Source organism: Psychrobacter immobilis (assembly GCF_904846065.1).
Classification (GTDB): Bacteria; Pseudomonadota; Gammaproteobacteria; order Pseudomonadales; family Moraxellaceae; genus Psychrobacter; species Psychrobacter immobilis_H.
Genome location: NZ_CAJGZV010000005.1, coordinates 1 through 14,172, shown reverse-complemented (window position 1 = coordinate 14,172; position 14,172 = coordinate 1). Strand labels below are relative to the sequence as shown.

Annotated in this window: 13 protein-coding genes and 2 pseudogenes; 6 read left to right on the top strand and 9 right to left on the bottom strand. The window is 38.6% G+C overall.

Annotation, left to right across the window (positions count from 1 at the left end):
* The 3 genes and pseudogenes from JMW64_RS13580 to JMW64_RS13570 all read right to left on the bottom strand — a co-directional run.
* Window positions 1-1,606: fimbria/pilus outer membrane usher protein (locus tag JMW64_RS13580; RefSeq protein WP_201555323.1), on the bottom strand; the 1,606-nt coding region annotated here is incomplete at its 3' end.
* Between the two features lie 74 nt (window positions 1,607-1,680).
* A complete protein-coding gene (locus JMW64_RS13575) occupies window positions 1,681-2,406 on the bottom strand; it encodes a fimbrial biogenesis chaperone (RefSeq protein WP_201555321.1) in 726 nt (241 codons plus the stop codon).
* A gap of 77 nt (window positions 2,407-2,483) precedes the next feature.
* Window positions 2,484-3,016 (bottom strand): annotated as a pseudogene (locus tag JMW64_RS13570) (fimbrial protein).
* Between the two features lie 436 nt (window positions 3,017-3,452).
* On the opposite strand from JMW64_RS13570, the gene JMW64_RS13565 reads away from it, so the two are divergent.
* The 3 genes and pseudogenes from JMW64_RS13565 to JMW64_RS14295 form a co-directional block, all read left to right on the top strand.
* Window positions 3,453-3,608: a hypothetical protein gene (locus tag JMW64_RS13565; protein WP_201555319.1), complete on the top strand. Its 156-nt coding sequence runs from the start codon at window positions 3,453-3,455 to the stop codon at window positions 3,606-3,608.
* 102 nt (window positions 3,609-3,710) lie between these two features.
* On the top strand, window positions 3,711-4,247 hold the full coding sequence (locus tag JMW64_RS13560) for a hypothetical protein (protein ID WP_201555317.1): 537 nt from the start codon (window positions 3,711-3,713) through the stop codon (window positions 4,245-4,247).
* A 199-nt stretch (window positions 4,248-4,446) separates the two neighbouring features.
* A pseudogene (locus tag JMW64_RS14295) lies at window positions 4,447-4,630 on the top strand (DDE-type integrase/transposase/recombinase); the annotation flags it as partial.
* Between the two features lie 461 nt (window positions 4,631-5,091).
* On the opposite strand, the gene JMW64_RS13550 reads toward JMW64_RS14295, so the two are convergent.
* Entirely contained in the window at window positions 5,092-5,538 is a 447-nt protein-coding gene (locus JMW64_RS13550; protein ID WP_025651568.1) for a hypothetical protein, read from the bottom strand.
* Window positions 5,539-5,791: 253 nt separating this feature from the next.
* On the opposite strand from JMW64_RS13550, the gene JMW64_RS13545 reads away from it, so the two are divergent.
* A complete protein-coding gene (locus JMW64_RS13545; RefSeq protein WP_045455780.1) occupies window positions 5,792-6,211 on the top strand; it encodes a PPC domain-containing protein in 420 nt (139 codons plus the stop codon).
* Window positions 6,212-6,556: 345 nt separating this feature from the next.
* Here JMW64_RS13545 and JMW64_RS13540 read toward each other — a convergent pair whose 3' ends face one another.
* A complete protein-coding gene (locus tag JMW64_RS13540) occupies window positions 6,557-7,078 on the bottom strand; it encodes a hypothetical protein (protein ID WP_201555313.1) in 522 nt (173 codons plus the stop codon).
* Window positions 7,079-7,363: 285 nt separating this feature from the next.
* Between JMW64_RS13540 and JMW64_RS13535 the strand changes: the two genes are divergently transcribed.
* Both JMW64_RS13535 and JMW64_RS13530 read left to right on the top strand, forming a co-directional pair.
* Complete coding sequence (locus JMW64_RS13535) at window positions 7,364-9,517, top strand: MobA/MobL family protein (RefSeq protein WP_201555311.1); 2,154 nt, start codon at window positions 7,364-7,366, stop codon at window positions 9,515-9,517.
* A 384-nt stretch (window positions 9,518-9,901) separates the two neighbouring features.
* Window positions 9,902-10,804: a replication initiation protein gene (locus JMW64_RS13530; RefSeq protein ID WP_227694308.1), complete on the top strand. Its 903-nt coding sequence runs from the start codon at window positions 9,902-9,904 to the stop codon at window positions 10,802-10,804.
* Between the two features lie 53 nt (window positions 10,805-10,857).
* On the opposite strand, the gene JMW64_RS13525 is transcribed toward JMW64_RS13530, so the two are convergent.
* From JMW64_RS13525 to JMW64_RS13510, 4 genes are all read right to left on the bottom strand, one after another.
* The gene (locus JMW64_RS13525) at window positions 10,858-11,352 is read right to left on the bottom strand and encodes a hypothetical protein (RefSeq protein WP_265089826.1); all 495 of its coding nucleotides are present in this window, start codon (window positions 11,350-11,352) and stop codon (window positions 10,858-10,860) included.
* 401 nt (window positions 11,353-11,753) lie between these two features.
* The gene (locus JMW64_RS13520; RefSeq protein ID WP_179799757.1) at window positions 11,754-11,993 is read right to left on the bottom strand and encodes a hypothetical protein; all 240 of its coding nucleotides are present in this window, start codon (window positions 11,991-11,993) and stop codon (window positions 11,754-11,756) included.
* Window positions 11,994-12,191: 198 nt separating this feature from the next.
* Complete coding sequence (locus JMW64_RS13515) at window positions 12,192-13,214, bottom strand: fimbrial protein (protein ID WP_201555307.1); 1,023 nt, start codon at window positions 13,212-13,214, stop codon at window positions 12,192-12,194.
* On the bottom strand, window positions 13,211-14,172 hold a 962-nt coding region (locus JMW64_RS13510), incomplete at its 5' end, for a fimbria/pilus outer membrane usher protein (RefSeq protein WP_201555305.1). The genes JMW64_RS13510 and JMW64_RS13515, both read right to left, overlap by 4 nt.

Sequence of the window (14,172 nt, the reverse complement as noted above, 5' to 3'; positions counted from 1 at the left end):
CCGTTGCATAGAGATTCCCCCAATCGTTAGGTAGTCCTTGATTTAAGGTTACTTGGAGTTCGCTGCGTTGTTTACCAAAAAGACTCGATCCCACCCCATTTTTTTCTAGTTCTTGAGCCAGTAAGGCATCACGCAAATTATAGTAGTTTTCGGTTGAATAACGATACGCAGCCAAGGTTAAATTGGTGTCTGTTGGTGTAATGAGCTTGCTGTAACTGAGGCGATAACTTTGACCTTTTTCTTTCTCACGACGATCAAAATTCGCTTCAGAATGCGTCATATCTAAAGCAACTGCCCCTATAGGCGTGGCAAACGCGCTGCCTAATGTTATCGCTGTATAATCTTCTGATCCTTGGAAGCCGCCATAAGCCGTTATACGATTATTAACGCCACGTTGATATTGTGCCTGTACAATAAACGGGTCCATATCACTATCAGCATCAGCATCAGCATCACGAAATTGCCCCGTCATGACTGAATAACGACTCATACCTGGACGTAACATTTGTGCTACTGACGCATAAGGGATTGAGTATTTCTGAATATCACCATTGGCTTCTAAAACAGAGACTTCTAGCTCTCCACCATAACCGGTAGGGTATAAGTCATTAATCTCAAAGCTTCCAGCAGCAACAGTCGTTTGGTAAATTATTTGACCCTGCTGACGAATTTCAACTTTAGCATTGGTTTTAGCATTACCACGGATTCGTGGTGCATAGCCGAGCATACTGCTAGGCAGCATACGATCATCACTAGAAAATTCTGCGCCGCGATAACCAAAGGAGTTGAATATTTCACCATTGGTGAAGCTATCGCCAATCGTTAGTACGCCTCTATATTCAGGAAAAGCACGCTGTGCATAAGTACTAATAGCGTCATAAGTAGATTGAGAGTCTTTGCTCTCAATCTCATCCTCCCACTTCCACTGACCATTATGACGAATTTGCCAGTCTGCAATATTCGCACCTGTAGTTAATGATACAAACGCATTAGTATTGTCTTCGCTATTTTCCGTTTTACTATAAGTTTTATAGGTGCTCGCATTGTAAGATACAAATGCGGCATCAATACCGCGATCCCAAACACTAGGATCAACGTACCCTTGTGCATTCCTTTCCATAGCAATTTGTGGTATCGAGATATCAAATCTTAACTTTGAGGTATCGAATTCATAAAAGGAATCTGGAACCCATTCACCCAGCTGCTGACAATTCTTACTATTTATTGCCAGTCTTTCTTTAATAAGTTCTGCTTTTATACCGTATTCAAGTAGTTGTTTTGAAGAAAAGCAGGTATATGTACTTTTATCATCCTCTGTGTTTTTAAACACCATCTGGTGCTTACCGAACCAGTTGCCATTGATATAAACATCGACGTTGTAGTTACCTGGCAAGATCGCATTACCGTATGTGAAGCGTTTAATATCAATGTTTTTAGCATCGCCAATTAGGAAGTCTGAGTTAAAATCAGCTGTTTTCCCACTAGTTCCATTCTCAATATCATCAGCCGACGCCAATGTTGGTATGCTAAAAACAATCACCCCGTAAACCAAGCAACATCTAAAATGTTGCTTGATATTCTTATAAGTATGTAAAGGGTTTTTCATCGCATGGCCACTCTATTGAAAATCTAATATGTCTTTAAGTTGCATAAGATTAAGTTAGACGATAAAGAGAGGTCTTACTTAATTTTATGAATCACTCTTCCACCATAGTCATTAATAGTAGTAAATGTCATATTCTGTGTGCTAGAACTTTTCAATAAAACACTCTGTTCAGAAAAAGGTTTTAGCATCAAACCTTCTGACAAAATATCAATGGTTTTGCCTGCGGCTTCTTGGGTAATAGAAGTTATCGTTATATAAAAAGGGGTTGGGTTTTTAACTAATAGATTCGTTCCTTTACTACTCCACTGAATTTTTTCAGGAGCTAGAACAACATCTTGTTTTATACCACTAGGACGATAAAATAACTTGATACGTGAGCGAACAGCCAATTGTAAGAAATTATCAGGAGCTGCTGTTTTGTCTTGTGCTGAAGGTTTTGGTGGTATGTCTAATACGTTTAACCAAAACAAGCTTTCTTCTGTTTTACTTAACGTATTCACGGTAGGCAAACTGGTGATACTTATAAATTGACTTTTTTGCCCCTCTACACGTGAAATAGGAGGCGTAAGAATAAAAGGAGCTTTTGATTGATCAGGAGTCGCACTTGGGTCACCTTCATCAATCCATACTTGGACCAGAGAAGGGCTTTTTCCATCGTTACTTAATTGCAGCGTAACCTCACGTGCATCAGAAGGGTAAACAGCACGCGTACCATGAATAATAATTTCTGCATGAACCAAACTGATAGGTGTTAGAAGTGTGATTAAACAGATTTTATAAAACAGCTGTTTTACAGACATAGATTTCTCTCTACCTAAAATTAAAAAAAAGAGCTAGGCATGTTACTTCTCCTAGCTCTTTTTAATCTAGTAAAAGATTACTGATAAATAATTGTATATTTTACAGTTGTTGCAACACTACCAGGAGTTGAAGCACCAGTAGCATAGTACTGTGCATAGTAGTTAAGATCTGCTGAACCAGCATTGCTTACATCTACTAATTGTGAGTTAGTCTGTACACCACCAGCACCTGCAGCTAATACTGGAATAACAGCATTGTTTGAACCTAGCAATTGGACCTGAACATTAGTGGCTGTTCCAGTCGCGTTGTTTAAATGACCAGTATTGAAATCAACAGTTGCACCTGGCTCGAAATAAGTCGCAACTTACTACCAGCTGTACAATCAGTCAGATTAATAGTGAATGGCGTGCGACCTGCAACGTCACCAGTGTTTGCTAATACTTGCTGAGAAACTGTAGGAAGTGTAACTGTGAAATCTTTACCTTGCGCGCTATTAACCGTACAAGTTTTATCTGTTACCTGACCATTGATTGTAATAGTACCGTCAGCAGCAAATACAGTAGAAGTTGCTAATACTAATAATGGAACTGCTAATAAAGTTTTTTTCATAATTCTTACCCTAGAAGATATACATGTAACTTTCGATCATGGTATTTTACATTTTAGACCAAAATAAGTAAACATTGGTCTAAACAATAATACACTAACGTATTATTAAGTGTATGATAAATAACATTATCTTTATTACATTAGTAAATATAAGGATTTTTTACCTAAAAATTAGATAAACAAAATTTTACTAAAAAATTTTAGAAAAAACCGTTTAAACCCTTAAATATGCCGTTCATCCTATATCTTTTTGACTAAATAATTATAATGTGAACAAGCAAAATTAACTTCTGGTTCCTTAGGGTATACTCATAATTTGAACTACATTACAAAAAACAAAGCATGAGAACACGCTACAGCTCTATTAATTTCTAATTCGTATAAGATATATCCAAATAAATATCGTTGTAGTTGCTTGTTTACCTAGGATTTCTATATGAATAGAAAGATGATAATAATCATTGCTGTCACTACTATTTTTGCATTTTGGCTAGGCATCAAAGCTCATGGATTTTATTACGATGATATTTGCTTGGATCTAGGCGGTGGCAAGAACCCAGGCGGTTATCCTATTTGTGTCATTGAACGATAACTATGCTGCGACGCTGCGACAATCGACTTCATAGTTATTAACATCATATACAAGACTGGCAGTTCGATGCCTGTATAGCGCACCAATCACGAGTAAATACAAATGAGCTTTAATTTTTACGCAGTATCTAGATTTAAGGATAGCGAAGCTATTTTTGATGCCAAATGGACTAACATCGCTAACTTTATCGAAAACATTGGTATCGAAAACATCAACGATTACTTAACTGTAGAAAACGATTTTATAGACTTTCTAAGGATGTTTTACACTGATAGCTCAACAATTCCTCAAGAGAAATATGGCTTAAGTTTACTGGGGATTTGTATAAATGTGCATGATTTAAAAATTTTCAGTGAAAAGCATTTTTACGGTTTAAAGGATGTAAAGACAAGGCTGTATGCGTTAGCTAAATTAAACATTAGCTATATATCTGAAAATGATTTAACTTTCTTGCTTAGATGCTGGGTAAGAGATTTATGCTCGATTCATTTCTTTGATGTCAGTACAGGTAGTTTATTGAGATCATCAGATGAAAGTTTTACTTTTACTATGATTTTACGTGAAGATGTAGAGATTTCAGATATCTTTGAGCCAGTTGATAATATATATATACATGAAGCTTTAGATCCAGATAGATAATAATCTGGATTGTAATACACTTAGCGATAAGTGCTATCCAAGGTTTCTTGAGCTTGAAAAACTAACGTTCTGTACACCACGAAGTACACTGCAACTATTTCAATGAGCAAAACCATTGATAACATTAGCACGCAGCCGAGTGTTCAAGTCCTCACTAGGGAACCGAATCAGTGAAAGTACCTAATTGGTTCCTTATGGATATACTGCGTTTATTATAGATGTGTTTGTCCGTAGTATTGTTGGCTGGAAGGTGTCTAATCGTATGAACATCGATATGATGATGGCAGCGTTAAATCAAGCCATTGCAGACAGAAACAACCCAAAAGACGTTATTCATCGTAGTGATAGAGGCGTTCAGTATTTATCTATTCGTTATACTGATCAGATGGCTGATTCTGGCGTTATTACCTTTGTTGGAACGCGGGTAATTCATATGATAATGCATAGTACGATTGGTTATGTATCACCTTTTGAGTTTGAAAAGCAATATTATGATAGTCTTAATGAGTCAGGCAAAGTTGCCTGACTCAAATAAAACGCTCTCCGATATAGTCGGGGCGGTTCAGATAGCCAACTGGTTTAATATTATTCCGGTATATATGGGGTTAAAAAACGCACTAAGGCAGTGATTATTAAGAGTATTAGAAGAAGGAGTTGATATTTTATAAGTCGTTCTGGGATAAATAAACACAGCACAGATACTATAAAAATTCCTATAATTTCAATCAAATTAGATAGACTTTGAGAGCCAAATCCTAGCCCAGTTAATACGACCCACAAAAATGATGGTAAGAATACTAGGCTAAATTTTTTCAATGGTTTATTCATAGGTTAGGCTTATCTTCTATGTGGGCGCAATTTCTATTGCACCGGCAACGGCACAACCCTGATATACTTCGCCTGCGTAAGTTAATATTGCAGTAAGTTCATTTTGATAGCCATTGTCATCGATACAAAGGTTATTTTTTATATTCACAACAATAGGCTGTCCATTGATAGTACTCGCGTATTCGACACCTTCAGTATTGACAGAACCAGAACCCACCACGATAACTGTTGCTGTCGTTGGCTTTAAGAAATTCGCCTCTATACTTAGCTCATTTCCTTCAATCACTATTCGCCAAATTTTTTCTTTAGCGGTGTTTCCAAAAGCAGTAAATGCCGCTGACGCTACCGGCACTTCTATTGTAGGCTGCTTACTCAGATCCGTGGTGTCGGCACGATGGTTATTACAAGCCACTAGAGCTAAGCTGCCCGTTAAGCACATTGTCGTTAGAAGCAAAGAACGCATAATTTTTCCTTTAAATATAATAAGAGAACACCACTATTTAGCAGTGTTCTCTTTGTTTACATAATGAAATTCAGGTTTTTACTACCATAGGTAGGTTTACGGTAGAACTAGAAGTTAGGGTCGTTACAGGTGGCCTTATTCAGTAACTTACCAACGCACTCTCTATATTGGTAGTATTAATATAACATATCTATAAAGGTTGACAGTGTGCGTTGAGATAAAATCGTTTTTTTACTGTTTGAGTGTTTAAAATATGAAAAACTTAACTGCTGCTATTCTAATTGCGCTTCCTGTTCTAATGGTAAGTCCTACAGTAATGGCCGCATCTTCAGATGCAGTGGCTAAAACTGTTGATGTTCAATTTAAAAAAGGCGCTAGTTCAGCTAACTATTATGGGAAATTAAAGGGTATTAAGTACGATTCCTATACATTTTATGCCAAAAAGAACCAAAAGCTTTCTGTTAAAACAACGGGAGGGAATGTAGATTCTTATTTATTTAATAAGAATTTATCAGATTCTGTTAATGTAGGAGAATATTCCTCTGAACTAGATAACCAAGGTTATTACAAGCTTCCATATTCAGGTAAATATGAATTGCGTATTCTTCAGCCACGTTCTCAAGCTTCTAAAGGAAAAACACCTCCATATTGGCTAGAATTATCTATTCTATAGGTATATAAGCTTAATAATGGAGAGCATTCTATATTCTGTGTAACAGCTATGTGGCTTTCATCAATAATTACACAAAATGTAGGATGCTCTCAGCTTTTCATGCTACCAGCCATCTGCTGGGCCAGTTTTTTAATGTCGTTTTGGTTAGTCATTGCTTATTCTCCTGTTAATGGATTATAAGCAGTTACACAGTTTTTAGGAAACTCCCCTAGGTTTTTTTAGTATGGTGACTGAATATTTAGTTTACTTCCTATACTAGAACCAAACTGTAGGCTGTACGTCCAGTGTTTATGGTCTTTCTTGTTTGCTAGATGATTCCTTTAACAGCACTTTTAACATCATTACCTATTGCCCACGCAAATCTGGATTATTTACACCAGTAGCATAACTATTATCATCTAGCAGCGAATCCTGATCCCCATAATTAGCCATAGAATCAGATTGCGTTTGGTGACTACTGCTAGGCTGATTGCTTTCAAGTCCTATATTTTGATCAAAATCCTCTTGATTATTTTCTTTTGCGTTGCCTACAAATGAACCTTCTTCCTCACCCAAGCCCACATCGCCACCCAAACTTTCAATCATACTTTTAAACAATTCTTTATCCGATTTTCTCGTTAAAAAATCTGGAAAATGAATCGCAAAGTACTCTCGAATCATCTGCTCACTCTCACCATCAGTTGCCAACACCTGACCCAAAAACGCACCCATTAAAATCTTCTGCTTGTTCAGGCGTTTATCTAACTTTACTTGCTGAACCTTAGCTTGGCGTTTTAACTCTTCCAACCGTTGACGTTCTTTTAATTCATTAGAGTCCTGACTATCAAAAATAGAAAGTGGCGCTTTATTATTAGATACTGACATCATATTTATCCTTATCGATTAAATTTCACTCAGCATAGCAAGCACCCCACTATCATTCAATCACTTGTGATAAGCTTTAACACAACTGTATCAGATATCTTAGATGTATTATTTTAGCATTTAATAGTGACGTCTCTCTGACTAAGGGCGAAGTAACGACTCAAAATTTAATCTATCCACTTCGTTACTATTCTTAATTTTGAATCCTTGTTCGTTGGGGAAACCCCAAACCCCGCATACCACAAAAAGCGGTGGTGTGCAAAAAGCAAAAATAGCAGGTGACTTTTTATGACAATGGTACACATTGCAACAAAGGCGATTTCTCGAAAAGCAGGACAGTCGGCAGTGGCGTCGGCGGCCTATCGTGCTGGCGATGTGCTTGATGATGCCAAATATGGCAAGACCCATGACTATAGTAAAAAGTCTGGTGTGATGAGTAGCGATATCGTTTTACCATTTTCATTAAAGGCGCTGGGTGTGAGTGTGAATCGGGAGACGCTTTGGAATACCGCTGAAGCGGCAGAGACACGTTCGGACAGTCGGGTGGCGCGTGAGTGGCTGATTAATTTGCCTCATGAGTTGTCTGAGGAAGAGCGCCATTCACTGGCCATCAACTTTGCCCAAAAGCTTTGCGACGATATGGATGTGATTGCTGATGTGTGTATCCATCGTCCAGTGATGAAGTTGCCTTTTGATCCTAATGTGCCGCCAAGCTCTAAGTATTTGCGTGAGGGTGAGGAAAACCCTGATCCCCGTAATTTTCACGCGCATATTTTAGTTACTACTCGAGCACCTACCATTGGACCGAATAAAACCTTGGCATTTGATCCAAAGCTTAAGACCCCGTTTGAGTGGTCCAATAAAAAACGTAAGGCGCATGATCTGCCGTCATCGATGCAGGAGATTAAGCGTATTCGTGAAATGTGGGTAGATACCGCCAATAAAGTGTTGGCGCAGCATCATCTGCCATTGATGGATGCGCGCAGTTACAAGGATCAGGGGCTTGATCAACAGCCCACCATTAAAATGGGCGTGGAAGCGACAGCAATGGAGCGCCGAGGCATCACGACCGAAAAAGGAGACACCAACCGCGCCATCAAAGCACGCAACAAATTGGTGGCTGACAACCATATCAAACAGGAGGCAGACAATGAGCGACGAATTAGCGCACTTAGAAAAGGACTTGCTTGGGCAACTGAGAAAAACGCAAGACTACCTGGCAGCATTGGAGACACAAAGCAACGAGCTGACTTTGCAAAACAACTCTCTGAAAGCTCAGATAATCTCATTGCATACTGCACAGGACAGTCTCATAGAACGGCAGCTCGAGTTGACGACACAAAACGATGCGTTGAGGAGGCAAAATCAGGCATTGCTTGGGCAGTTAAACGATGCGAAAACCTACCAAACTGGATTAATGGAACAGACGAAAGAAGCCAAAAAGCACAACAACGCATTGATCTCTCAAAACAGTGGGTTACTGCAAACACAAAAAGAGCTGCAAACAGCGAATCAATCGCTCAAGACATCCATCGAGACATTGCAGAGCGAGCAAAAACAGCCCCCAGCCCCTTCGATGACGACGCACGACGAGCAAGAGCTGCTCGACTTGATCGACAAGAAGGACGCATTGATCGAGACACTCGAGCAAACCGTTATGAAGATGAGAGAATCTTTGAGTATGTTGAACGTATGAAGCTGCACCTAGCGATGCGCTTAATACAACGTCATCGTGATGATATGGCCATCAGATGGGCTCAAGGAGAAACCGCGGATGACGCTCCTGATAAATTTGATCAGCGTCAAGTGGCACTACTCAGCGAGTTTGCACAGCGCCATGGTATTGAGGACCACGATAAAGCGGTGGAATTTACCGCGCACTTACGCCAAGTGGCCAAACGTTTTGATCACACGCTGGTTGAAAACAACAAAACCATTATCAAGCTGTTGCGTGATCCTAACGCTGAACGTCAGCAGTATCTGGCACTGATTCAGCATTTTACAGATTTCAGAGACAACATCGATCAAGAACGAGCGGCATTTAATACCAGCATCATCGACAAGCTGGGCGGTAGCGCAGGAGAGGTTGGCAGAATGACTCGGGATATCATTTCATCATTTAGCTATACCAAAGGGTTAACGCATTACATCAATCAGGATAACTACCCAGCTGAGGCAAGAGAGATTGCTAAAGAGCATTTAGCAGATACCTTAGACAAAACCTGTCAGCAGTTTAAGTTTGCGTTGCGTGAGGTTAACTCACTACCAACAACCCAGCGTAAAAGCTACTCAGAGGCTCTTAAAGCCACTTTAGAGACGTTTACTGAGCAATATGGCAAAGATCTATCTGAAAGCCAACACAAAGCCTTACAGGGTGGTTTAGAGTCGTACCAATATCAAGTTAATAAAGCGCATTCACCTAGCCGAGGATTTAGTCCTTAATCTAATCCTCAAAAGAACCGTTACTGAAGGATAAATTGCTTAGGCAAGATAAGTTGTTTAAGTGATGATTTTTCACTTATCCACAAAAAATTTTATCACCCGTTTCTTTAAGGGTTTTTATTTACTCCTGTTTACTCCTGTTTACTCCTGTTTAAGAGAGTTTTTTCTTCTTTATAATCAATATCTTACGATGAGAATAAACACAAAATGAGTAGAATAAACACAAAATGAGTAGAATGAACACAAAATGAGTAGAATAAACACAAAATGAGTAGAATAAACACAATTAAAAATTACTGATACTATTTATGGTTTTATATGGTAAAGTGAATCTTAATTATTATTGGAAATAACAGTACATTAAGCAAGGATTCGAAAAAAAATATGGAAAACAATCTAGTCGTACAATCTAATGAGCTTGTTCTAGCAGCTTATACCATGACTACTAAAGAGAAGCAGTTATTATTGACTTGTATTAGTCGTATTGATAGTAGACCTGATGCGCCAAATATTACTAAGCAAACCAAGTTTACGGTGACAGTTGAGGAAGTAGCAAAAATATTCTATACCGATAGCACCAAGAAGAATGCTTTTAGAGATTTAGAGCAAGCTAGTAATCGGCTTTTTGATAGGGAGGTACTGATAGCACTTGAGGATAATAAAACGCTTCGTACTCGCTTTGTTAGCGGTGTTCTTTACGACCCCAATGGAGATCAGATAACAATAACATTTGCAGAGGATGTACTGCCCTATTTGACACAGCTAAAAGCTAACTTCACAAAATATAGGCTGTTGGAGGTGTCTGAGCTTTCAAGTATTCACTCGATGCGCCTATATGAGTTAATTGTTTGTTGGGTAGGTCAGTACCAATATACTAAAGCTATGGATTTAGACGATTTTCGCTATGTTATGGGCATTAAAGGTAAGTATAAGCAATTTGGACAGCTTAGAGAGCGTGTGATTGAGACTGCTATAGATGAGGTAAATGAGAGTACAAACTATAAAATCACTGTTGAGTACCATAAAAAAAGTAGAGGCAAAGGTTACGAGGGGCTAACGCTCAAATTCCATCGGAAAACACTAGATAAACTAACCAGTGAAGATGGCACCCTGTCACAAGCTACCATACAGTCGATTGTTGATAACGTGCAGTTTATGAATGACTATAACAACCATCCAAGCCTAAGTTATGACGGCAAAATGCAGACTGAGGCATTTAAGCGCGAAATGATTAATGGATCATACAGCGAGAGCCTGAAAGCTTTAACAAGGCCAATAAGGCTTTAGAGAGCTATCTACCAAAGATTAAACACTAATACTTTTTCTAACACCCATTATAGTCAAAAGAACCACCGTTTTTTTTTCTTAGCCGTCGCGACGATTGAATCATCTTTTTTTTCTTGCTCTTGTTCAAGTGGCGGCTCATCACTCATTTCAGCCTGCTTAAATTCTAGTAGTCTCACCTGAGCAAAATCTTGGATACTGGCATTGGCTTTATCCAGCGTTTTGTTCAACTGTCCTATCTGCTGCTGATAATTTTCAATTAACTTTTTTTGATCGCTTACTTGTTGGCTAAGGTGTTCATTCTTGAGCTTTTCAAGCGCTAATAGGTGTTCAATGTCCGTATTGTACTGAACACTTTGACTGTTCAGAGGTGTACTTTGAACAGTGTCCACTGAACGTTCAGTACGTTTTTTAGAGATTGGCTCACCAAACACGCGCAACATTTCTGAAACGTCTATTTTTTTATCTGCTGTCCTAGAAAGCTCACCATCATTGACTTTCTGATAGATCGTTGTTCTTGATACACCCCATTCTTTTGCTGCTTTTGTCACCGATATGTTCATTGTTCACCTAGTGTTCAAGTACGTTTTTAGAAACTGTACAGTACAACTGTCCAGAACGTTCAGTGAACAACTATCGCACTAAACTGGTTATGAGGCAAACCATGAATAATTTGATATAAAAATGAGAGGTTTAGGCATATATCATCTATTTTATAGGGCAAATACAGGATATCACCACTGTCTATGGATGCGTATTGTCTTATTTTGAGTATTAAAAATTTTGGTTATGAAGAAAGCTATTTTAGGCATGAGGTTATCTATTTTTGCCCTGTCATCTAACACTATAACGAATGTGTTTATTGTCAGTCGTTCAAAGATAGTAAGGGCGGTAAGGCTAGCAATTCGCTGAATTGGGGTTACCCTCCCAGGCTCTGCTTGAGCTATCTTTTTTATTGAGGATTCGCTTTAGTGATTTGGGTTTCAGTCAAAACATCAATCTTATCTTTTAATTCGTTCAGCTCCATTTTGAAAGAGTCTATATTAATACTCATCTCAGCTTTCTCATTAGCGTCGTCACTATCAGTGTTTAAGTACTCTGTTCCGTAGTCTTCTAATGATATTAGGCGTTCCCTTAAGGAGTTTTTTATTAAACCTAGTTCGTAAGCTGTTAGTGATGTATTCTCTTTCATTAGCTTCTTTAATAGAAGCTGGTATTATAATCAAACAAAGTCTGGTTTCTACATGGTTCTTGTAAAATTTTTCTGGTAATAATCACCACACACTTCGGTATATTTTTATTTCGCTTAATACATTAAATGGAATGTCATTAGCTAGCATAAACTAGATAGAAAAAAGCTTGAAGAAACAAGTGTGCAGATGGCATTTTATTAGTCGTATTGAATAACTACCGTCGCCACTGAGCTAACTTTACCTGGAGTAATAACGGCATCCGTCTGGTAATAACTTGCACCTAATGGAACATTGTATTGAATGTTTTGATTCGATTGAACGGTTCCTAATTCAAGCTTCTCGTTCTTTGCAATGACTTTACTAACATTTTTATAGTTGGTTTTAAGTTGAACACCGACACCTTTCGCTCGGGTTGATGCAGGCGCATTGTTGGCCAACACATTCGTTGTATTAGGTGCTAATGTATAGTCAAAATTCAAACTAATTTTATTGCTCTCTACATAGGCTGTTGGATTTTCACCACCGTTACATAAAAAATTTAGATCAAAAGCCTGGTTACCTTGCGTAGAGCCTATCCCTTTAAATCCAGATTTATTGACAGTAGGTAATTGCACAGTCTTATTAACTTCCCCTAAAAGCTCACATGAGGATGAAGCAATTGTAATGGCATTACCGTACACTGTACTTGTCAAAAAAGGCTTACTTACATCGTCACGCGAGTGATAACTACTGTATCTACCTTCTATAAGAGCGCCTGATCCTGTCGAAGCCGCCGTTTTAACGATTTCAACGATAAAAAAACCTTCGCCTAATTTATATGTTGTATCACGAGATATAGCCTTGCTATAAGGGTAATAGCCAGAAAAATTTGAGCCATTACCAGCGTCTCTATATAAACGAATACCAATACCCTTAATATTGGTATTATAAACAGAGTCACCACCTGCATAGCTCAACGAAGGGTTTTTCGAAAGAACAGCTTGTATTGTCCCTCCAGAGAAGTAACTGCAAGAAATAGTGGAGTCATTGGGGATAATGGGGAAAGAGGCGCGTCGCAATACCTTCCCAACAGGATCGCTCGGTCTAACAACGACTCTGCCTACATTCATACTGATATCAATAGGTGTAAACCCCCAGTCGGCTGTACACCTTGCATATACCTCTGAACTTAAAACACAGCTCATTAGCAAGAGAAAACTATTTAATATTCTAGAGCTCATTGGCATAAACCTTCTAACATCAGCATATTTTTCTCATTCTGTAATGACTGAGCGGTGACATCATATTGTATCTTGCACTGCTTATCTTGTGCCTTACCCCATTTCACTGTTACCGTATCGGTTAACGTGTTGGTGCGTAAATAGACCAAGCTGCCTTGAGCCACCATACCTACATACTCACCTTCCGAATCGAATACTTCAGAGGCAAAGGGCAATGTCTCACCTTGGGTATTTAAACTTCTAATATAAAGCGCTTTTCCTGACTTGGTCACAAAATCAACTTTTGAGATTGATCCAGCATAAGGTGCTATGCGTTGACTGTTTCCCTCTAACTCTACATCTAATGACATACCTTCAGGGTTTAAAACAATCTCATTTAAACGATAAGGGGTCACATAGGGTATTACCGCATAGCCTGATTTATTAATGGTCAAACCATTGGTGTTATTTACTTTAGCGCCTGTAGCATCAGGCGCATATACTAAGACCATTGTTTGACCTTGGTCTGGACCAAAAAGCACCCCATCAGAGTGCGCAACGATATTACCTCTCGCTGTTAATGAGAGCTGCTCATACTGATCTGAGGTGCTGTATGAGCCGCCTAGCGTAGTAAAATTGGTACGGTATTGTGCGTTAGTATTGAAACTTGAGTTGTCTTCATAGTCTGTTGACACAGAAGCGCCATAGTTCAAACGATTACCCACCACACCACTCATACCGACGGTAGTATTATCTTGAGTATGAGATGAATTTAAATTAATAGAATTACGTTTAAAAGAAAGGGGTAGCGATAGCGTTAGCATATATTCAGTGTCATTCTCACTTTGATTTGTTGCATTATTTTCTACCATTCTTCTAATGGCTGAAACGCCATAATTTAGATTACGATAATTATTACTATAACCGACCTGATATTGTTTGGTGGTTTCTTCACGATCCCAGTAATCTACCCAAGAAC

Excerpts from the sequence above, each read along its gene's own strand:
- JMW64_RS13575 (WP_201555321.1), bottom strand. The coding sequence starts at position 2,406 with ATGTCTGTAAAACAGCTGTTTTATAAAATCTGTTTAATCACACTTCTA.
- JMW64_RS13560 (WP_201555317.1), top strand. The coding sequence starts at position 3,711 with ATGAGCTTTAATTTTTACGCAGTATCTAGATTTAAGGATAGCGAAGCT.
- JMW64_RS13565 (WP_201555319.1), top strand. The coding sequence starts at position 3,453 with ATGAATAGAAAGATGATAATAATCATTGCTGTCACTACTATTTTTGCA.
- JMW64_RS13515 (WP_201555307.1), bottom strand. The coding sequence starts at position 13,214 with ATGAGCTCTAGAATATTAAATAGTTTTCTCTTGCTAATGAGCTGTGTT.
- JMW64_RS13520 (WP_179799757.1), bottom strand. The coding sequence starts at position 11,993 with ATGAAAGAGAATACATCACTAACAGCTTACGAACTAGGTTTAATAAAA.
- JMW64_RS13530 (WP_227694308.1), top strand. The coding sequence starts at position 9,902 with ATGGAAAACAATCTAGTCGTACAATCTAATGAGCTTGTTCTAGCAGCT.
- JMW64_RS13535 (WP_201555311.1), top strand. The coding sequence starts at position 7,364 with ATGACAATGGTACACATTGCAACAAAGGCGATTTCTCGAAAAGCAGGA.
- JMW64_RS13545 (WP_045455780.1), top strand. The coding sequence starts at position 5,792 with ATGAAAAACTTAACTGCTGCTATTCTAATTGCGCTTCCTGTTCTAATG.
- JMW64_RS13540 (WP_201555313.1), bottom strand. The coding sequence starts at position 7,078 with ATGATGTCAGTATCTAATAATAAAGCGCCACTTTCTATTTTTGATAGT.
- JMW64_RS13550 (WP_025651568.1), bottom strand. The coding sequence starts at position 5,538 with ATGCGTTCTTTGCTTCTAACGACAATGTGCTTAACGGGCAGCTTAGCT.